Raw genomic sequence first — 19,709 nt, forward strand, 5'->3', positions numbered from 1 at the left:
AAAGTGGGACTCAGCCCTCGGCGGGCTCTGTCTTGGAGAGGACCTGCGCGATGGTGGAGCGCACGACGCGGACCTTGACGCCCTCGGACAGCTCGACCTCGATCTCGTTGTCGTCCTTGACCTTGGCCACCTTGCCGATCAGCCCGCCTTGGGTCACGATCTGATCGCCACGGCGCAGCGCATCGACCATCGCCTTGTGTTCCTTGAGTTTTTTCTGCTGCGGACGGATCAGCAGGAAATACATGATCACGAAAATCAGGATGAGGGGAATGAACTGGCCGAAGGCTTCCATTGGGTCTTGTCCTTGTCTGAGGTGCCGGGGCGGAGGCCCCGCGAATTGAGCCGGAACCTAAGGTCGGGGCGGGGCATTTGCAAGGCGGGAAAGGCAGGCTGTATCGCGTCGGTATCACGTCGGTATTGCGTCGGTGCGGGGGGCGGGGTGCCAATTCGGTGACTGTCGTCCGAAATCACCAGCAAGGGTTTTGTGATCGGCGGTTTTCCGGACTAGGCTGAGCGGGTGTTCGAGGCTGGGGAGCGACCGGGTGAGTGAGAATGACAAGCGCGGATTGGCGGGCTGGCTCGGGTTGCGCGCGCCGTTCGATTATTCGAAGGCGCGGTGGCTGGGGCCGGTCTTGTCGGGTCTGGTGTTTCTGCTGTTCATTCTTGCCATCGCGAGCGCCGTCAGGATGCTGGGCGGCGCGGTGTTCGGCGGCGCGTCCCTGACACCCGGCAACAGCCTTGGGGTCGGGGCCGTGACCGTCGCCCTGATCGGCGCACCCTTCGTGATCTGGCGATCGGTCGTGGCGCAGAAATCGGTCGATGTTCATGAGCAGGGGCATATCACCGACCGGATCAACAAGGCGGTCGAGGGGTTAGGGGCGGAGAAGACGGTCAGGCGGGACGACAAGGAATGGACCGAACCCAATCTCGAAGTTCGGATCGGGGCGATCTATGCACTTGAGCGGATCGCGCAGGACAGTGACCGCGACCATGTGCAGATCATGGAAATCCTCTGCGCCTATATCCGGCAGAATGCCCCCGCCTCCAAAGCGATGGACTGGCCCGAATTGGAGATGAAGGAGGGCGAGGAGGATGGCCCGCTGTTGGAGGATTGGGAGGAGCGATGGAAGGCCTTCCGCAACGCGCAGAAGGAACGACAGAGAACGCTGAAGGTGCGCGAAGATATACAAGTGGCGCTGACGGTGATTGGGCGACGCAGCGCCCGACAGCGGCGGTTGGAGGCAGGGCGCGGCGAGGAGGCGAAGTTTCCATTTGATGTACCCTGCCCCGCCTATGACGGAGCGGAAGATAACCACGACCCTGCGACGCTGGGTGCCTATCGGAAAAGACTCGAAGATTGGAAGAAGCCCCTGATCGCATACGACGGCTACCGGCTCGACCTCCGCAACGCAAGCCTGCCTGGAGCCGACGTTTCGGGGTTGAACCTGAAAGGTGCGAAACTAAACGGGACCCACTTGTGTGGGGCGGACCTCAGGACAGCACGGTTCCAGGGAGCGGTTCTTGAGGGTGCGCGGTTGCAGGGCGCGGTCCTCTGGGGATCTCAGTTGCAGGGGGCGAACCTAATTCGAGCACGGTTGCAAGGGGCAGACTTCATGACAGCGCGGTTGCAGGAGGCCGTGCTAATAGAGGCTCAGCTACAGGGAGCCTCCCTCTGGGAGGCGCGCTTGCAGGGTGCGGACCTCGGGCGGGCGAGTTTGCAGGGGGCTTCCCTCTGGGAGGCGCAGTTGCAGGGGGCGAACCTCGGGCAGGCGCGGTTGCAGGGTGCGGACCTCCGGGAGGCGCGGTTGCAGGGGGCAAACCTCCGTCATCTTAATGCGCAGTACGCAAAACTAAGCCGCGTTGATATGCAGGGTTGCGTCTTTTCCGGTGCAAAGTTGCAAGGGGCAAATCTTCTTGGGGCGCAAATGCAAAGAAGCATTGCTATTGGTGTCCAGATGCAAAACGCTAACCTTGAACAGACGCAGTTGCATAACGCACGACTCGGTGGTGCTCAGATGCAAAAAGCAACACTCAACGGAACAAAGTTTAACCAAGATACAGCGTTCAGCCCTGGCTCTCTTGAACAAGCGAAGCTTCGTAATTTAGATTGTACCCAATTAACCAATATTTCGACGTATGTGTTGGCAACATTTGGTGACGGTTCCGTAGTTCTGCCTGAATGTGCGATTCGGCCCGGACACTGGCCAACATGCAAGCTTAAAACCAACGATTTCGAAGAAGAATACCGCAAGTGGCAGGCGGACCCGGAGGCTTATGTGCCGCCGGAGGCGCGCGAGGAGGCGTAAGGCGCGTCCGCCGTTCCTATTACCGCTCCACCTCACAATGCTGCGCGGCCTCGGCGGCGGCGGGGAGGGGGCAGGGGGCTTTGTGGTCGCTGTCGCCGTAGGCGCCGATCACGGCGACCATGCTAATGAAGGCGGCCTGTGCCAGAATGACGATGGTTCTCATTGCTCTATCCGTTTCTCTGCTCTTTTCCCCAAGATGGGCGGGGCGGCGGAGAAAGTAAGGGGGAAGCGGCGGGCAAACGCGTCACGCCTGCGTGATCGGCGGAAAACCGTGCAAGGACCGGGGCGAGTGGCCAAAACTTGCGCATGTGATGAAAAAAAAGGGGGGGTTGGAGATCGTCCGGTCGAGCCGGACGATGACGGGGTTGAGAGGGTGACGGGGAAGCGGGGGACGTGAGGTGAGAGGTCGTCCGGTCAAGCCGGACGATGACGGGTTGAGGGGAGCCGGACGATGACGGGTTAGGGACGCCGGACGATGACGGATCAAGGGGGGCCGGGGATGTCCCGGCCCCGCCTTGTCGCTCAAGCGGCGGATTTGGCGAGGTCGCGCAGCACGTAGTGCAGCACGCCGCCGTGCTCGACATATTCCTTCTCGATGGCGGTATCGATCCGGCATTTGAGCGTGATTTCTTTCTCGGTGCCGTTCGAGTAGGTGATCACGCAGGGCACCTCCTGCTGCGGTTTCACAGCATCGAGGCCTTGGATCGAGACGCTTTCGTCGCCGGTGAGGTTCAGCGTCTTGCGAGTGTCACCGCCGGTGAACTCGAACGGGATGACGCCCATGCCGACGAGGTTGGAGCGGTGGATGCGCTCGAAGTTCTCGGCGATGACGGCCTTGACGCCCAGAAGGGCGGTGCCCTTGGCGGCCCAATCGCGGGAAGAGCCTGCGCCATATTGCTCGCCGCCGAAGACGACGAGGGGCGTGCCCTGCTCCTGGTAGGCCATGGAGGCGTCAAAGATCGAGGTCTGCTCGCCGTCCGGCCCCTTGGTGTAGCCGCCTTCGACCCCGTCCAGCATCTCGTTGCGGATGCGGATATTGGCGAAGGTGCCGCGCATCATCACCTCGTGATTGCCGCGGCGGCTGCCGTAGGAGTTGAACTCGCGCACCGGCACCTGACGTTCGCGCAGGTATTGGCCTGCGGGGGTGGTCTCCTTGAACGAACCTGCAGGCGAGATGTGGTCGGTGGTGACCATGTCGCCCAGAAGGGCCAGAATGCGCGCGCCCTCGATATTGGAGATGGTGCCGGGGTCGCGGGACATGCCCTTGAAGTAGGGCGGGTTCTGGACGTAGGTCGATTGCGCGGGCCAGTCATAGGTTTCGCCCTCGGAGGTCTCGACCTCCTGCCATTTCTCGTCGCCCTTGAAGACATCGGCATATTTCGACTGGAACGCCTCGCGGGTGACCGTGCGCTCGACCAGTTCGGCGATCTCGGCCTGGGAGGGCCAGATATCCTTGAGGTAGACGGGGTTGCCGTCCTTGTCATGGGCGAGCGGATCGCTGCTGATGTCGATATTCATGTCACCGGCGAGCGCATAGGCCACCACGAGCGGAGGCGAGGCCAGGTAGTTGGCGCGCACATCCGGAGAGATGCGCCCCTCGAAGTTGCGGTTGCCGGAGAGCACGGAGGTGGCGATGAGATCCGCCTCGGCGATGGCCTCGGAGATTTCTTTTTGCAGGGGGCCCGAGTTGCCGATGCAGGTGGTGCAGCCATAGCCCACGAGGTTGAAGCCGATGGCGTCGAGATCCTCTTGCAGGCCGGCCGCCTCGAGGTAGTGCGAGACCACCTGAGAGCCGGGGGCGAGCGAGGTCTTGACCCAGGGCTTGCGGGTGATGCCCAGTTCGCGCGCCTTGCGGGCGACGAGGCCTGCACCGATCATCACGTAGGGGTTGGAGGTGTTGGTGCAGGACGTGATCGAGGCGATCACTACCGAGCCGTCGTGAAGCTCATACTCCTCGCCCGCGACCTTGACCGACTTGCGCGGGTCGATGAGCGCGTCGGGGGCCGGGCCTTCGGCGGCCATGTCGGTGGCGTCGGCGCCTTCATCCTCGCCGCGATACTCGGACACCACGTCGAAGAATTTCGAGGCCGCCTGATCGAGGGCGACGTAATCCTGCGGGCGTTTGGGGCCGGAGATGGCGGGCACGATGGTGCCCATGTCGAGGCTGAGCGTGTCGGTATAGACCGGGGCGTAATCGGCGGTGCGCCAGAAGCCGTTTTCCTTGGCATAGGCCTCGACCAGTTCGACGCGGGCCTCGTCGCGGCCGGTGTTGCGCAGGTAGCGCAGGGTTTCGTCGTCGATCGGGAAGAAGCCGCAGGTGGCACCGTATTCGGGGGCCATGTTGGCGATGGTGGCGCGGTCGGCGAGCGGCAGGTGATCGAGGCCGGAGCCGTAGAATTCCACGAACTTGCCGACAACGCCCTTGGCGCGCAGCATTTCCACGACCTTGAGCACCAGATCGGTGCCGGTGGTGCCTTCCATCATCGCGCCGGTCAGCTCAAACCCCACGACCTCGGGGATCAGCATGGAAATCGGCTGGCCGAGCATCGCGGCCTCGGCCTCGATGCCGCCGACGCCCCAGCCGAGCACGGCCACGCCGTTGATCATGGTGGTGTGGCTGTCGGTGCCGACGAGCGTGTCGGGGTAGGCCACCGTTTCGCCGTTCTGGTCCTCGTCGGTCCAGACGGTCTGGGCCAGGTATTCGAGATTGACCTGGTGACAGATGCCGGTGCCGGGGGGCACGACGCGGAAATTGTTGAACGCGCCCTGACCCCATTTGAGGAACTGGTAGCGTTCCATGTTGCGCTCATATTCGCGGTCCACGTTCATCTGGAAGGCGCGGGGATTGCCGAATTCGTCGATCATCACCGAGTGGTCGATGACCAGATCCACGGGGTTGAGCGGATTGATCTTTTGCGCGTCGCCGCCGAGGGCCTGAATGCCATCGCGCATCGCGGCGAGATCGACCACGGCGGGCACGCCGGTGAAATCCTGCATCAGCACGCGGGCCGGGCGGTAAGCCAGTTCGCGGTTGGCGCGGCCGCCATTCGCAGCCCATTCGGAGAAGGCCTTGATGTCGTCGACGGTGACGGTCTTGCCGTCCTCGAAGCGCAGCATGTTCTCGAGCACCACCTTGAGGGCGGCGGGCAGGCGCGAGAAATCGCCGAGACCGGCGGCCTCGGCGGCGGGGATCGAGTAATAGGCGACACTTTGGTCGCCGACGGTGAGGGTCTTGCGGGTCTTGGCGCTGTCTTGTCCGACACTGATGGGCATGGTGGCCGTCCTTTCATGGTCGAGGCTGGATCACTTGCCCTGCTTCTGACCGATTTGGCGATGCCGATCAAGAGGGCTGGGGCTCTTTTTGTATACTATTGCACACAATTGGGTGTCATTTCAAGATTTCACTGCTGTCTCTCGAAACCTTGATTGGTTATCATGGGAAGATCGGACTACCTTTGGGATACGCCGATATCGAGACGATCCGCCGGGGACGACACACGCGATGCGACATATTTTGATGACCGCCCTTGCCGGGCTTCTGGCCCTCGGGGCGCTGCCCGGGATGGCAGGTGAACGCCCGGTGGTTGTGGAATTGTTCACCTCGCAGGGTTGTTCGTCCTGTCCGCCTGCCGATGCGTTTCTCGAAGAACTCGTGGCGCGCGACGATGTGCTCGCGCTGTCGCTGCATGTGGATTACTGGGATTACATCGGCTGGGAGGACACGTTCGCCAGCCCCGATCACACCGCCCGGCAGCGCGGCTATGCCAAGGCCGACGGTCGCAAGATGGTCTACACGCCGCAGATGATCATCAACGGGGCCGATCACGCGGTGGGCACACGGCTCAAGGATGTGGGCGATCTGATCGACAAGCATCTGGCGCGGTCGGGGGGCGATCTGTCGGTGGATGTGCGCGAGGAGGGCGGGATGGTCCACCTGACTGCGCGCACGCCAAGCCCCCGCACGATGCCGCTGGCGGTGTATCTCGTGCGCTACCTGCCGGAAGAGACGGTGGAGATCGAGCGCGGCGAGAATGCGGGCAAGACGATCACCTATGTCAATATCGTGACCGAGATGCAGACACTGGCGCGGTGGGACACGGTCGAGCCGCTCGAGCTGAGCTTTGAGCGGCCGAACGACGCGGCGGCCAGCGCGATCCTGCTGCAATATGAGGGCCACGGCACGATCGAGGCGGTGGCACGCCTGCCGTGAGCGGGGCAAGCGCTTTGCAAAGCGCTTGGAAAGCCGTTTCCAAACGGCTTTGAACGCCCTTGCAAGGGCGTTCCCGGCTAGGCCCCATTCGCCTGCGCTTTGAGCACGGTTTCCAGATCGCCGTAGCCGGTCCAGCGATATTCGAAGTCGAGGCCGAGGCGCTCGGCGCAGTCGCGGGCGCGGGCGGTGAGCGCCTGGTCGTCGGTCTGGGCCTGGTAGACCAGCTTGGTGTAGTGCCCGAAGATCATGTCGCGCAGTTCGGGGTGCTTGTCGAGGCCCATGGGTTTCCAGACGAAGGCGTCGAATTGCCGGACGAGGAAATCGGTGAGATAGAAGGCGGTGATCTCGTCGTCATGCGCGGCGAAGCGGTCATTGCCTTCGAAGAAGGAATAGCAATGCGGCCCCGCCACCATCTCGACGCCGAGCTCTGCGCATTTCGCCTGTAGCTGCCCGCCGGTGCCGCAATCGGCGTAGACCACGAAGAGGCGGTCATAGGCGTCGCGGTGTTCCGTCACCGCCTTTTCCACCTCTTCGGTGATCTGGTCGGGGTAGAGGTGCAGCTTGGCGGGCAGGCATTGCAGGTCCATGTGGTCCCACCCGTTGAGCCGTTTCAGCGCCAGGATTTCACGGGCCAGCGCGCCGCAGGCGATGAGCAGGATGGTGCCGTGCCCCTCGGGCGCGAGCCCCTGCGTGGTTAGCGTGGCCGTGGCGGGCATGCTCTGGTCGTTATCAGTCACGTGTTTTGACCTTTTCGTGTCATGCTTGCAGCATTCATTGCGCATTCGGCGACGAGACGACACCTGCGTCTCACGATCCCCGTTTTGCCCCAAACAAGGACATAGCCGAATGACCACGTCAACCGACCATCCCCCCGCACTCGCCCCCGGATTTGCCCAGACCCTTGGTCTGATGTTCCTCTCCGGTTTTTTCGCAACCGCAGCCTTTGATCTCTGGGGCCAGATCCTGAGCCCCGCGCTTGGCTTTGCCAACCTGTCGCCGCATGGTCTGGCGAAAAGCCTGCTGGGCACGTTCGGCCTGCCCAACGGCGATTTCGCCGGTTATTTCGTGCATTTCTATCTTGTCGGCCTGATCGGGTATCCGGTTGGCTGGCTGTTCATCTTTCGCCCGGTCTGGACGCGGGTTCTTGGTCAGTCGACCGGCTGGTTCATCCCGTCCGCCGTCTACGGGTTTGGCCTCTGGGTCTTTGCGATCGGCGGGATCACGGCGATTGCGGGGCTGCCGTTCTTTCTGAACTTCACCGGCATCACCTGGGTCGCGCTGGTTGGACATGTGCTTTACGGCATCGTCATGGTAGCTGTCATGCGCCTGGTGTCGGCGCGCTGATCGCTGCTGTGGCTGAAACGCAAACGTGCTTGCCGAGCGGATCGGCAAGCACGTCGCGCCTCAGGGATGAGGACAGGGTGGCTCGGGCTTAGCCTGCGGCCAGCTTGTTGTGCTTGCGCGACATGAAATCCTTGGCGGTTTCCACTGCGACAGCGGCGTCGCGGCAATAGGCGTCGGCACCGATGGCGCGGCCGAATTCCTCGTTCAGCGGCGCGCCACCGACGAGAACGACGTAGTCATCGCGCTTGCCCTGTTCAATCAGCGTGTCGATCACGACTTTCATATAGGGCATCGTAGTGGTCAGCAGGGCGGACATGCCGAGGATGTCGGGCTCTTCGGTTTCGAGCGCCTCGAGATAGTTCTCGACCGGGTTGTTGATCCCGAGATCGACCACTTCGAAACCTGCGCCTTCCATCATCATCGACACGAGGTTCTTGCCGATGTCGTGGATGTCACCCTTGACCGTGCCGATCACCATCTTGCCGACGCGCGGCGCGCCGGTTTCGGCCAAGAGCGGCTTGAGGATGGCCATGCCGCCCTTCATCGCGTTGGCCGCCAGCAGCACTTCGGGGACGAAGAGGATGCCGTCGCGGAAATCCTTGCCGACGATTGTCATGCCGCCCACCAGCGCCTCGGTCAGGACCTGGTAGGGCTGCCAGCCCCGCTCCAGAAGGATGTTGACGCCTTCCTCGATCTCTTCCTTGAGGCCGTCGTAAAGGTCGTCGAACATCTGCTGGACAAGTTCTTCGTCGTCCAGTTCCGACAGGATGATGTCGTCTTCTTCGTCAGACATGGGGGGAATCCTTGCTTGCTCTGCGCGCGCGCATCTTTGTTAAGTCTGGCGCAGCTTTCGTCAATTTGTCGCATCGCCACTTTCCGAATTGCGACGCTGGTCGCGCCGCAACCGACCTATAGCCGGGATTTGCGCGGGATGTGACTGAATTATCGACAAGAAGATATTCGAAATGGCGCAGCATTTCGGCGCTGCGCAGCGTGGGCGTGTCCCGGAAGGATCGCTTCCGGGACGCGATGTTCAGGTCCGGCGGCGCAGAAGGGCGAAGCCGCCAAGGGCTGTCAGCAGCAGGAGGCCCCCTGCCGGAAGCGGCACAACGACGGCGCGGACTTCCTGCGCGATCAAGGCGTGCGCCTTTTCGGTGGGATGGATGCTGTCATGGAAGACGAAGCCCTGGTCCGTGGTGCAATCGGTCGGGTCTGCAAGGGACAGGATGCAGGCATCGGTGGTATTGGTGAACCCCAGGGCATCGGCATCGGCCAGTATGTCCTCGAAGAGCGCGAACGTGTCGAGAAACTGCACATTTCCCAAGGGGGGAAGGGTGGAGAGCGCGCCCTGAAGCGCCGCGTTGAACCCTTGTGTCGCAAAGGTCGCCCCGGCGATCGTGTCGCCGGGATTGGCCTGCCCCGAGACCGCCAGAAAGGCGTCAAGCGAGGTGACCTCCGGGATGCGCCCCAGATTCGGCAGGCCGAAGACGAGGATATCGGTCAGCCCGCGTGACAGAAGATCACCCACTCCGGTGACGATTTCGGTCACGGCAGTAGAGATGACTGCGCCGAGGTTGGCCGGATCGGTCAAACCGGCCCGCAGGTCATTGCCGCCGAACCACACCGCCGTCAGCGGGTTGGGGCCGAGGCTTGGGGATTGCAGGCCGAACAGAGTGCGCTGTGCAGCAAAATCCGGAATATTGTCGGTGTTATCGTCGGTGTCTCCGCCCGCGGGCTCCGGGTTGGCCACGGCCCGCGCACCGCCAAAGGCGAAATTGGTGCCTGAGGTAAAATTCGCGCCCAGTTGGCTGGCCCATGTGTCGCCATTGGTGAACTGGCCGTCGGGATAGAGGGTGGGATCGGGGATCGTGCCAAGAGTGCTGGCGAAAATATTGCCTGGATCGCTCAGGCTGTCGCCAAAAACAACAAGGTCGGAAAATGGACCGATGGGCCCGGCAGAGCCGAGCGTCGGCAGCATAGCTGTCACACCGGCCAACAGAATATTACGAATCATGTGTCCCCCCAGACATGAAATTTCATAGAACTATAGGTGAGCATGGTCTCTGGATGCCGCGCAAATAAATTTGCCGATTCTGCATCAGGCCGTAACGTCACTTGTGAATGTTCATTTTATGTTCCATATTTCCGACCATGACCGAGGATGCGACCTTGCCCCATGATCTGCGCCTGCGGGCGCGCGGTGCCGTGAGCAACGCGGTGGGCCGGTTCGAGGCGCATGGCGTGCGCTACGAGGCAGATGGCTGGGACCGCAACGAGGAGGAGCGGGTGATGCGCACGCAGGTCTCGGAGGAGCGGCCGCGCCGGATCATCAGTTACAACCGCTCGCCCGATCTGCCTTTTGATCGGTCGATCAACCCCTATCGCGGCTGTGAGCATGGCTGTGTCTATTGTTTCGCGCGGCCGAGCCACGCCTATCTGGGGCTGTCGCCCGGCCTCGATTTCGAGACCCGGCTGATCGCGCGGCCCGAGGCCCCTTTGCGGCTGGAGGCGGAGTTGCGCGCGCGCAGCTACCGGGTGGCGCCGATTGCCATCGGCACCAACACCGATCCCTATCAGCCGGTGGAGCGGGAATATGCGATCACCCGCCGCTGTCTGGAGGTGCTGTCGCGGTTCAACCATCCGGTGGCGGTCGTGACCAAGGGCACGCTGATCGAGCGCGATCTGGATATCCTGTCGGAGATGGCAGCGCGGGGGCTGGCGAAGGTTGGTGTGTCTGTCACCACGCTTGATGACCGGCTGGCGCGGCTGTTGGAGCCGCGCGCGCCGTCGCCTGCGCGGCGTCTGGCGGTGATCCGGCGGCTGAGCGACGCCGGGGTGCCGGTGCGGGTGATGGTGTCGCCGGTCGTGCCGGGGCTGAGCGATCACGAGATCGAGGCGATTCTGGAGGCCGCCCGGGATGCCGGGGCGGGGGCCGCAAGCTGGATCATGCTGCGGCTGCCGCGCGAGGTGTCGAGGCTGTTTCAGGAGTGGCTGGCTGCGCATTACCCGGACCGCGCGGGCCGGGTGATGAACCGGCTGCGCGAGATGCATGGCGGTAAGGACTATTCCGCCGACTGGCATCGGCGGATGCGCGGCGAGGGGGTGTTCGCGCGAATGATCGCGCGGCGGTTCGATCTGGCGGCGCGGCGGATGGGGCTGGATGCGGGGCAGGGTGCTCTGCGCTGCGATCTCTTCGAGGTGCCGCTGGCGCGGGGGGATCAGATGGCGTTGTTTTGAGGGGGGGTGCCATCGCCGAAAACGGCAGAAGGTGCGGCGCGATCGCAGGGCCGGGGACTGGCGATGTGACGGTCGTGGCGGGTACTTTATCCCAGCCAAGTCATTCTAAACTCAACACGTTGCGCGCCCTATCATATCGCCAGGCCGCGGGACGGCCAGGCGATCGCGCGGCACCTTCGGTGCGTTTCGCGCGGGAGGTGCGTTAGCCCACCCGACCCCTCACGCCCGTCTGCGGCGGGTGCGGCGGGGGGCGGGGACGTCGTCGCCGGTGCCGTCGGCCGCTGAGGAGAACGCGCCGAGCGCGTCGGTGATCTGGTCGAGCGTCGGGCGCGGGCCCTTGGGGCGCTCTTCCAGCGCGGCGCGCATCTTGGACAGATGCTCGGGCATGGTGCCGCAGCAGCCGCCGATGATGGTGGCGCCCGCGTCACGCGCCAGCACCGCGTAATCGGCCATCAGTTCGGGCGTGCCGTCATAGTGGATGTGGCCGTCGTGATATTTGGGGATGCCGGCATTGCCCTTGGCGATGATCGGGCGTTCGGAGCCTTGGGCCACAAAGCCCAGCACGGTGCGCAGAAGGTCGGATGCGCCAACGCCGCAATTGGCCCCGAAGGCGAGCGGCGGGTTGCCCAGTTTCTCGACCATCGTCGCCATGTCGGCGGAGGTCAGGCCCATCATCGTGCGCCCGGCGGTGTCAAAGCTCATGGTGCCGCACCACGGCATGTCGGCGAGCTTGAAGGCCTCGGCGGCGGCCTTGTATTCTTCTTGTGCGGAGATCGTTTCGAGCCAGAGCACGTCGGCCCCGCCTTCCTTGAGGCCCTCGGCCTGTTCGTGGAAGATCTCGACGGCCAGCTCATGGGTGAGCGCGCCCATCGGGGCCATGATCTCGCCGGTCGGGCCGACCGAGCCTGCGACGATCACCGGGCGGTCATAGCGGTCGGCCACCGAGCGGCCGATCTCGGCGGAGATGCGCGACAGTTCGCGGGCGCGTTTCTGCGCGCCGTGCAGTTTGAGCCGCGCCGCGTTGCCGCCGAAGGAGTTGGTGAGAAAGAGGTCGCTGCCCGCATCCACCGCCTGTTTGTAGAGCAGTGCGATCCGGTCGGGATGCTCATCGTTCCACATTTCCGGCGCGTCGCCGGATTCGAGCCCCATGTTGAACAGGTTGGTTCCCGTGGCCCCGTCGGCGAGAATCCAGTCGCGCGTGGCCAGCAGTTTGGTGAGGGCGTTGGTCATGATGATATTCCGCTTTTGAGGCTGGGCAGCTTTGGCACCGGAGGCGGTGCTGCGCAAACTCATATTTCTCATGTAAATGGTGAGGCGCGTTTGAACTTGGCGCGCAGCACGAAAAAACGGCGCGCCGGGCGTGGCGCGCCGCTGTGAAAAACGTACCGGTGTCAGGTTTCCTTGACCAGCTGGCCTTTGGCGATCTTGAGCAACTCGTCCATCTTGGCGCGGATCGTTTCGGCATCGGCGATATCGCCGAGGTCCCCTGCGACCTTGCGCACCACGTCTTCGTGGCCGGCCTCTTCGAAATCGGCCTTCACGACCTCGCGGGCATAGGCATCGGCGTCGTCGCCGGTCTTGCCCAGAAGTTCTGCGGCCCAGAGGCCCAGAAGCTTGTTGCGCCGAGCCACGGCACGGAAGGCCATTTCCTCGTCATGGGCGAACTTGTTCTCGAATGCGCTTTCGCGATCGTCGAAGGTGGTCATCGGGCCGGTCCCCTTGCACTGCGTTGCGGTTGCCCCCGATATGCCGCCTGACGCGACAAAGAGCAAGAGGCGCGCCGGGGTTTCGGCGCGTCTGTACGTCTTGGTCGCACCCTGATGCGCGTCGGATCAGCTATCGGCGCCCTTGGGCAGCACCCTCTCGAAGCGGTTGCCCTCGGTATCGGTGGCCATCACGCGCAGGTCGGTCGATCCGTTGTCGTTGTAGGAAAAGCGAAACACCGGGTTTTCCGAGATCGAGATGCCGCCATCCATGGTGAAGAGCAACTCGTCGCCCTGCCAGACCTCCATATGGTCGATGAAATGGGCGGGGATGAAAAGCTGAGTGATCTGATCGCGTTGCAGGCCGGAATAGTTCGGGTGGCGGACCATGATCTGCGCCTCGCGGCGCGGCGTGGAGATTTGGGTGGCGGGCAGGAAGCTCTTGAGTTTCATCTTGCCCATCGCGGCGAGCGCCACCTCTGGGTCGCGGCTGGCGGGGGCGGAACAGCCGCCTGAGGCCTTGACGAAGCGCCCGGTCATGTGCAGGCCATCCTCGGTTACGGCGATGACGCGGACGTTGGAATACTGGTTGACGCGCACGCGCAGTTCAAAGTCGATCGGCGCCATCGCATCCGAAAAGCCGAGTTCCGCCGCCACTGGCGCGGGGTTTTCGTCGATCACCACAGTCGCCTTGCGGATGCGGGCGCTGGTGTCGGTCTGCTTGAGCAGGATCGGCACGGTCGCCGCGTCATGGGCGCGGTAGGGGGCGTCGAGCGTGAGCAGCGCGCTGCCGTCGTGGATCGGGGCGGTGCCGACCACATCCTCGCGCAGCATGTCCCACATCTCGCTCTCGGTGAGCGGGTTTTCGACCTGGTCACCGGCCTGGGCCGTAAAGGCCAATGAGGCGGCGAGTGCCGCGACGGCCAGGAATTTTCCGGTCAGTTTTCCGGCCATGGTCTTTCCTCCTCCCATGGGTGCGCGTGAAATGTAGCATAAACCCGCGTTGACGCGAAGTCATACCAAAGTTGGCGTGGATCACGGCTCTGTGTAGGATGAGGCTGAGCGTATTAAAAACGCAGTGGTGGTGCGATGTTCGAAGCGATCCTGACCATGTGCCTGATGGGGGCCGAGCCGGTGTGCCGGGAGCGGCTGCTGGCGGGATATGCGGCGGCGAGCGAGGCCGGGTGCCGCGCGGCGTTGATCGAGAGCCCGCCCGATCTGGCGGGGTTGGCGGAGGGGCTGGAGGTTTCGGGGCCGGACTGCCGGGCGGCGGGCGAGGCGCTGGAGGTGGCCGAGGTCGCACCGGGGGTATTCGCGCATCTGGGGCGGGTGGCGGAGCCGGATGCGGCGAACCGGGGCGATGTCAGCAATCTGGGGTTTGTCATCGGCGGGGCGGGGGTGGCGGTGATCGACACCGGCAGCGCGCCCTGGATGGGTGAGGCGCTGTGGCGGGCCATTCGCGCGCGCACGGACTTGCCTGTCACGCACGTCATCCTGACCCATATGCACCCCGATCATGTGTTCGGCGCGGGCGTCCTCATGGAGAGGGGGGCGCGGGTCTGGGGGCATGCGGGACTGGTGCGCGCGCTGGCGGACCGGCAGGCGAATTACCTTGAAAGCCTGCGCGCGCTGGTGGGCGAGGCGGAGTTTGTCGGGGTGCGGGTGCCCGGCGTGACGGACCCGGTGGCGGAGCGTGCCGAGATTGATCTGGGGGGTCGCGTGCTCGATCTGCGGGCCTGGCCTGTGGCGCATACCGGCAATGACCTGACGGTGCTGGACCGGGAAAGTGGCACGCTATTCTCGGGTGATCTGGTGTTTGATCGGCATACCCCCGCCCTCGATGGCAGCCTGTGGGGCTGGCGCGCGGTGCTGGACGAGATGCAGGCGATGGCGGTGGCGCGGGTCATTCCGGGGCATGGTGGCCCGTCGCTGGAGTGGCCACGGGGCGCGCATCCGCTGGCGCGCTATCTGAAGGTGCTGGAGCGCGACACCCGTGCGGCTATCGACGAAGGCGCGCGGCTGTCGGAGGCGGTGGAGACGGTGGCGCAGAGCGAGGCCGGGGCTTGGCAGCTGTTTGATGCCTACAACCCGCGCAACGCCACGGTGGCCTACACAGAACTGGAATGGGAATAGGGCCGGTCAGCCCGGCTCGTTGATCTGCTGTTGCAGGATCTGCGCGAGCGAATAGAGCCGTTTTTCGATCAGCGTCGGGGTTTCGCAGAGATAGGTGATCGTGCTCTGGCGGTCGGTATAGATCACCTGATCCCAGTCAAGCTGTTCCTCGAGCGCATCGACGCGGTCGAAATCGGGGCTGTCGGAGTTCATCAGCGTGCCCATCTCGGCGCGGGCGGTGTCGATCCGCTCGGAAAGCGCGATCTGGCTGAGGGAAAACTCTTCGATCCCCGAAATCACCTGGGCGCGGCGGGTCGAGAGGGTGGTGAACACGCGCTGGAAGACGTGGCCCAGCATGTCGGGCGCACCGTCATGGCGGGCGGCGAACTCCTCTATATCGGGGCGCAACTCCTCGACTTCGAGCCGTCGCAGCGCCAGCTTGGCGGCGAGGCGGTCGATCTCGCGTTTCAGGTCCGGGTCGGCCTCTGGGGTTTCGGGCAGGGGATGTGTCCACATCAGCCCGACCGAGAGCGTGGGCACCTTGCGCTGGATGCAGGGCCATGTCGGATCGGAGAAATCTGCGGCGTGAGTGCTGCCCGCCGCAAGTATCAGCGACAGCGCGATCCCCAATGATTTCGAGCGTGACATGCGGCCTGACATCAATTGTGCCTCCCTTGGCTACGACTATGGTCGAGCATGCGGGGGCTGTCCAGCGAACCCAATACCCACCAAGGTATGAATTGTTTGGACCGGTGCGCCGCCCGCATACTCCTGAGGAAAAATCGCCGCATCGCGATTCCCGAAGGTGGGCGTGGCGTGGCCGGAATGCAAAGAGGAAGTTGGATGCGCACACGTGCTGCCGTGGCCGTTGAGGCCGGGAAACCGTTGGAGATCATGGAGGTTGAGCTGGACGGCCCGAAACCGGGTGAGGTTCTGGTGGAGATCAAGGCGACGGGGCTGTGTCATACCGACGAGTTCACCCGCTCGGGCGATGACCCTGAGGGGATTTTCCCGGCGATCCTCGGCCATGAGGGCGCGGGCGTGGTGATCGAAGTCGGCGAGGGGGTGACGAGCCTCGAAGTGGGCGATCACGTGATCCCGCTCTATACGCCCGAATGCCGCGAATGCGACTATTGCCTGCACCCCAAGACCAACCTCTGCCAGGCGATCCGCTCGACCCAAGGCCAGGGCCTGTTGCCGGATGGCACGACGCGGTTCCGGATGCTCGATGGCACGCCGATCCATCATTACATGGGCTGTTCGACCTTCGCCAACCATACCGTGGTGCCGGAGATTGCGCTCGCCAAGGTGCGCAAGGACGCGCCCTTCGACAAGATCTGCTATATCGGCTGTGGCGTCACCACCGGCATCGGCGCGGTGATCAACACCGCCAAGGTGGAGCTGGGCTCGACCGCGATCGTGTTCGGGCTGGGCGGCATCGGATTGAACGTCATTCAGGGGCTGCGGCTGGCGGGCGCGGATCAGATCGTGGGCGTCGATCTCAACCCCGGCAAGGTCGAGATGGCGACGCATTTCGGGATGACCGATTTCGTCAACCCCAAGGAGGTGGAGGGCGATCTGGTGGCGCATCTGGTCGAACTGACCGGGGGCGGCGCGGATTACACGTTCGATGCCACGGGCAATGTCGGCGTGATGCGCGCGGCGCTCGAATCGGCGCATAAGGGCTGGGGTGAGAGCATCATCATCGGCGTGGCGCCTGCGGGGGCCGAGATTTCGACCCGGCCGTTCCAGCTGGTGACCGGGCGGAGCTGGCGCGGCACGGCCTTCGGCGGCGCGCGCGGGCGCACCGATGTGCCGAAGATTGTCGATTGGTACATGCAGGGCAAGATCGAGATCGACCCGATGATCACGCACAAGCTGAGCCTCGATCAGATCAACGAGGGGTTCGAGCTGATGCACAAGGGCGAGTCGATCCGCGCCGTGGTGGAGTTTTGAGGTGACGCTCAAGGTCATCTCCGAAAACCGCAGTTTCGGCGGGGTTCAGGCGGTCTATGCGCACCGCTCGGAGGTGTGCGACTGCGACATGACCTTTGGCGCTTATCTGCCGCCGCAGGCCGAGGATGGCCCGGTGCCGGTGCTGTGGTATCTGTCGGGGCTGACCTGCACCCATGAGAACGCCATGACCAAGGGCGGGTTTCAGGAACATGCGGCGCGGCATGGGCTGGCGGTGATCTTTCCCGACACAAGCCCGCGCGGTGACGGCGTGGCCGATGACGAGGCCTATGATCTGGGGCAGGGGGCGGGGTTCTACGTGAACGCCACCCGCGCGCCATGGGCCGGGCATTTCCAGATGTATGACTATGTGCTGAGCGAGTTGCGCAGCCTCGCGCTCGATGCGCTGCCGCTGGAGGATTGCCACGGCATCACCGGCCATTCGATGGGTGGGCATGGCGCGATCACGATGGCGCTGCGTAACCCCGATGCCTTTACCTCGTTGTCGGCCTTTGCGCCGATTGCGCATCCGGCCAATTCGGACTGGGGGCGCAAGCAGCTGGGGGCCTATCTGGGGGATGACGAAAGCGCCTGGGCGCTGCACGATTCGGTGCTGCTGATGCAGCAGAACGGCTGGAAGGGCGATCTGCTGGTCGATCAGGGGATGAGCGACAATTTCCTCGACCTGCTGATGCCCGAGGCGCTGGCGAGCGTGATGGCAAAGCGGCGGCAGGCGGGCGAAATCCGGCTGCAGGCGGGCTATGATCATTCCTATTTCTTCGTCAATTCATTCGCCGGGGACCATGTCGCATGGCATGCCGAGCGATTGATGCGGCCTCATGCGGGGAGGCATTGAGGCGGCGGAGAGCGACATCATCGCGAGCGTTGCCGAAAGCGATCGCGAGACCAGAATTTGCCCATGTCGGTGCGGAGGAGAGACCGACCGACAGGGGCAAGACAGACGGCCTTCCTATGGTGGACCGGTCGTTCAAAACCAGCGGCACACGTGCCGCGCCTCAGGGAGGAGGACCAAGATGAGAAAGCTACCGCTTTTGACCTCTGGGATCGCCCTTTGCGTTGCCACCATGGCATCCGCAAACGATGATCTCATGACCCAGATGGATGACCCCAAGCAATGGGCGATCCAGACGGGTGACTACGCCAACCAGCGTTATTCCGAACTCGATCAGATCAATGCCGACAACGTGGGTGACCTTCAGGTCGCGTGGACGTTCTCGACCGGTGTTCTGCGCGGGCATGAGGGCTCGCCGCTGGTGATCGGCGACACGATGTATGTGCACACACCGTTCCCGAACATCGTCTATGCGCTCGATCTCGCCGACGAGGGCAAGATCAAGTGGAAATACGAGCCGCGCCAGGACCCCGAAGTGATCCCGGTGATGTGCTGTGACACGGTCAACCGCGGCGTCGCCTATGCGGATGGCAAGATCTTCCTGCATCAGGCCGATACCAAGGTTGTCGCGCTCAACGCCGATACCGGCGCTGTCGAGTGGGAGGCCGTGAATGGCGATCCCTCCAAGGGTGAGACCAACACCGCCACGGTGCTGCCGGTGAAGGACAAGATCATCGTCGGCATCTCGGGCGGCGAGTTCGGTGTTCAGGGCCATGTGACGGCCTATGACATGAAGACCGGCGAGCAGGTCTGGCGCGCCTATTCGGTGGGCCCGGATGATCAGATTCTGTTCGATCCCGAAAAGACCACCGCGCTCGGTGAGCCGGTTGGTGCTGACAGCTCGCTCAAGAGCTGGGAAGGCGATCAGTGGAAGATCGGCGGCGGCACCACATGGGGCTGGTATTCGGCCGATATGGAAGAGAACCTCTTCTATTACGGTTCTGGCAACCCCTCGACCTGGAACCCGGCGCAGCGCCCGGGCGACAACAAGTGGTCGATGACCATCTTCGCACGTGACATCGATACCGGCGAGGCCAAGTGGGTCTATCAGATGACGCCCCATGACGAATGGGACTATGATGGCGTCAACGAGATGATCCTGACGGATCAGGAGATCGACGGCGAGGCGCGCAAGCTGCTGACCCATTTCGATCGCAACGGTCTGGGCTACACGATGGACCGCGTGTCGGGTGAATTGCTGGTGGCCGAGAAGTTCGACCCGGTGGTGAACTGGACCACGGGCGTGGATATGGACCCCGAGTCGGACACCTACGGTCGTCCGGCGGTGGTGGCGCAGTATTCCACCGAGCAGAACGGCGAGGACGTGAACTCGACCGGCATCTGCCCGGCCGCCCTTGGCACCAAGGACCAACAGCCATCGGCTTACTCGCCGAAGACGGAAATGTTCTACGTGCCGACCAACCATGTCTGCATGGACTATGAGCCGTTCCGCGTGGCCTATACCGCCGGTCAGCCCTATGTGGGCGCCACGCTGGCGATGTATCCTGCGCCGGACAGCCATGGCGGCATGGGCAACTTCATCGCCTGGGACAATATCAACGGCGAGATCAAGTGGTCGATCCCCGAGAAGTTCTCGGTCTGGTCGGGCGCGCTGGCCACGGCGGGTGACATTGTCTTTTATGGCACGCTCGAAGGTCATCTCAAGGCGGTGCATGCCGAGACCGGGGAAGAGCTTTACCGCTTCAAGACCCCGTCGGGCATCATCGGCAACGTGATGACCTATGAGAGAGACGGCAAGCAGTATGTCGGCATCCTGTCGGGTGTTGGTGGCTGGGCCGGGATCGGTCTTGCGGCTGGCCTGACAAACCCCAATGACGGCCTCGGTGCCGTGGGCGGCTATGCTGCGCTGAGCGACTATACCGCTCTGGGTGGTCAGCTGACCGTCTTCGCTCTGCCGAACTGATCGACTG

Annotated in this window: 18 protein-coding genes; 8 read left to right on the top strand and 10 right to left on the bottom strand. The window is 63.5% G+C overall.

From position 1 onward, the window contains the following. Positions 1-10: 10 nt before the first annotated feature. Positions 11-292, bottom strand: coding sequence for a preprotein translocase subunit YajC (gene yajC / locus BMX04_RS09770; protein WP_050661171.1), 282 nt, complete (start codon positions 290-292; stop codon positions 11-13). 250 nt (positions 293-542) lie between these two features. Between yajC and BMX04_RS09775 the strand changes: the two genes are divergently transcribed. Continuing rightward, a complete protein-coding gene (locus tag BMX04_RS09775; RefSeq protein ID WP_139194528.1) occupies positions 543-2,306 on the top strand; it encodes a pentapeptide repeat-containing protein in 1,764 nt (587 codons plus the stop codon). A 19-nt stretch (positions 2,307-2,325) separates the two neighbouring features. On the opposite strand, the gene BMX04_RS19405 is transcribed toward BMX04_RS09775, so the two are convergent. Beyond that, positions 2,326-2,469: a hypothetical protein gene (locus BMX04_RS19405; protein ID WP_175477347.1), complete on the bottom strand. Its 144-nt coding sequence runs from the start codon at positions 2,467-2,469 to the stop codon at positions 2,326-2,328. 359 nt (positions 2,470-2,828) lie between these two features. Beyond that, positions 2,829-5,579 carry an aconitate hydratase AcnA gene (gene acnA / locus BMX04_RS09780; RefSeq protein ID WP_074786061.1) on the bottom strand — a complete coding sequence of 917 codons (2,751 nt, stop codon included), beginning with the start codon at positions 5,577-5,579 and terminating at the stop codon, positions 2,829-2,831. Positions 5,580-5,808: 229 nt separating this feature from the next. Between acnA and BMX04_RS09785 the strand changes: the two genes are divergently transcribed. Further along, positions 5,809-6,516, top strand: coding sequence for a DUF1223 domain-containing protein (locus BMX04_RS09785; RefSeq protein WP_074786062.1), 708 nt, complete (start codon positions 5,809-5,811; stop codon positions 6,514-6,516). Between the two features lie 77 nt (positions 6,517-6,593). Here the strand turns inward: BMX04_RS09785 and BMX04_RS09790 are convergent, their stop codons facing one another. Next, positions 6,594-7,232, bottom strand: coding sequence for a DUF1638 domain-containing protein (locus BMX04_RS09790; RefSeq protein WP_175477349.1), 639 nt, complete (start codon positions 7,230-7,232; stop codon positions 6,594-6,596). Positions 7,233-7,362: 130 nt separating this feature from the next. Here BMX04_RS09790 and BMX04_RS09795 point away from each other — a divergent pair, with 130 nt between their 5' ends. Next, the gene (locus BMX04_RS09795; protein ID WP_074786064.1) at positions 7,363-7,860 is read left to right on the top strand and encodes a hypothetical protein; all 498 of its coding nucleotides are present in this window, start codon (positions 7,363-7,365) and stop codon (positions 7,858-7,860) included. An 88-nt stretch (positions 7,861-7,948) separates the two neighbouring features. On the opposite strand, the gene BMX04_RS09800 is transcribed toward BMX04_RS09795, so the two are convergent. Together BMX04_RS09800 and BMX04_RS09805 are read right to left on the bottom strand one after the other, a co-directional pair. Beyond that, entirely contained in the window at positions 7,949-8,653 is a 705-nt protein-coding gene (locus tag BMX04_RS09800) for a corrinoid protein (RefSeq protein WP_050664400.1), read from the bottom strand. A 240-nt stretch (positions 8,654-8,893) separates the two neighbouring features. Continuing rightward, the gene (locus BMX04_RS09805; protein WP_083398157.1) at positions 8,894-9,874 is read right to left on the bottom strand and encodes an SGNH/GDSL hydrolase family protein; all 981 of its coding nucleotides are present in this window, start codon (positions 9,872-9,874) and stop codon (positions 8,894-8,896) included. 137 nt (positions 9,875-10,011) lie between these two features. Here BMX04_RS09805 and BMX04_RS09810 point away from each other — a divergent pair, with 137 nt between their 5' ends. Further along, on the top strand, positions 10,012-11,097 hold the full coding sequence (locus BMX04_RS09810; protein ID WP_074786066.1) for a PA0069 family radical SAM protein: 1,086 nt from the start codon (positions 10,012-10,014) through the stop codon (positions 11,095-11,097). 219 nt (positions 11,098-11,316) lie between these two features. On the opposite strand, the gene bmt is transcribed toward BMX04_RS09810, so the two are convergent. The 3 genes from bmt to BMX04_RS09825 all read right to left on the bottom strand — a co-directional run bounded on the left by bmt (position 11,317) and on the right by BMX04_RS09825 (position 13,754). Continuing rightward, positions 11,317-12,327: a betaine--homocysteine S-methyltransferase gene (gene bmt / locus BMX04_RS09815; protein ID WP_074786119.1), complete on the bottom strand. Its 1,011-nt coding sequence runs from the start codon at positions 12,325-12,327 to the stop codon at positions 11,317-11,319. Between the two features lie 161 nt (positions 12,328-12,488). Next, the gene (locus BMX04_RS09820) at positions 12,489-12,803 is read right to left on the bottom strand and encodes a DUF1476 domain-containing protein (protein WP_074786067.1); all 315 of its coding nucleotides are present in this window, start codon (positions 12,801-12,803) and stop codon (positions 12,489-12,491) included. A 126-nt stretch (positions 12,804-12,929) separates the two neighbouring features. Beyond that, complete coding sequence (locus tag BMX04_RS09825) at positions 12,930-13,754, bottom strand: quinoprotein dehydrogenase-associated SoxYZ-like carrier (RefSeq protein ID WP_074786068.1); 825 nt, start codon at positions 13,752-13,754, stop codon at positions 12,930-12,932. 135 nt (positions 13,755-13,889) lie between these two features. On the opposite strand from BMX04_RS09825, the gene BMX04_RS09830 reads away from it, so the two are divergent. After that, positions 13,890-14,933, top strand: a complete 1,044-nt coding sequence (locus BMX04_RS09830) for a quinoprotein relay system zinc metallohydrolase 2 (RefSeq protein ID WP_074786069.1) — start codon at positions 13,890-13,892, stop codon at positions 14,931-14,933. Positions 14,934-14,939: 6 nt separating this feature from the next. On the opposite strand, the gene BMX04_RS09835 is transcribed toward BMX04_RS09830, so the two are convergent. Then, positions 14,940-15,572 carry a hypothetical protein gene (locus tag BMX04_RS09835; RefSeq protein ID WP_244888517.1) on the bottom strand — a complete coding sequence of 211 codons (633 nt, stop codon included), beginning with the start codon at positions 15,570-15,572 and terminating at the stop codon, positions 14,940-14,942. A gap of 183 nt (positions 15,573-15,755) precedes the next feature. On the opposite strand from BMX04_RS09835, the gene BMX04_RS09840 reads away from it, so the two are divergent. The 3 genes from BMX04_RS09840 to xoxF5 all read left to right on the top strand — a co-directional run bounded on the left by BMX04_RS09840 (position 15,756) and on the right by xoxF5 (position 19,702). Beyond that, positions 15,756-16,868: an S-(hydroxymethyl)glutathione dehydrogenase/class III alcohol dehydrogenase gene (locus BMX04_RS09840; protein ID WP_074786070.1), complete on the top strand. Its 1,113-nt coding sequence runs from the start codon at positions 15,756-15,758 to the stop codon at positions 16,866-16,868. 1 nt (position 16,869) lies between these two features. Then, a complete protein-coding gene (gene fghA / locus BMX04_RS09845; protein ID WP_074786071.1) occupies positions 16,870-17,721 on the top strand; it encodes an S-formylglutathione hydrolase in 852 nt (283 codons plus the stop codon). Between the two features lie 178 nt (positions 17,722-17,899). Then, a complete protein-coding gene (gene xoxF5, locus BMX04_RS09850; protein WP_050662735.1) occupies positions 17,900-19,702 on the top strand; it encodes a lanthanide-dependent methanol dehydrogenase XoxF5 in 1,803 nt (600 codons plus the stop codon). Positions 19,703-19,709 lie beyond the last annotated feature (7 nt).

This window comes from Roseovarius tolerans, assembly GCF_900109855.1.
Taxonomy (GTDB): domain Bacteria; phylum Pseudomonadota; class Alphaproteobacteria; order Rhodobacterales; family Rhodobacteraceae; genus Roseovarius; species Roseovarius tolerans.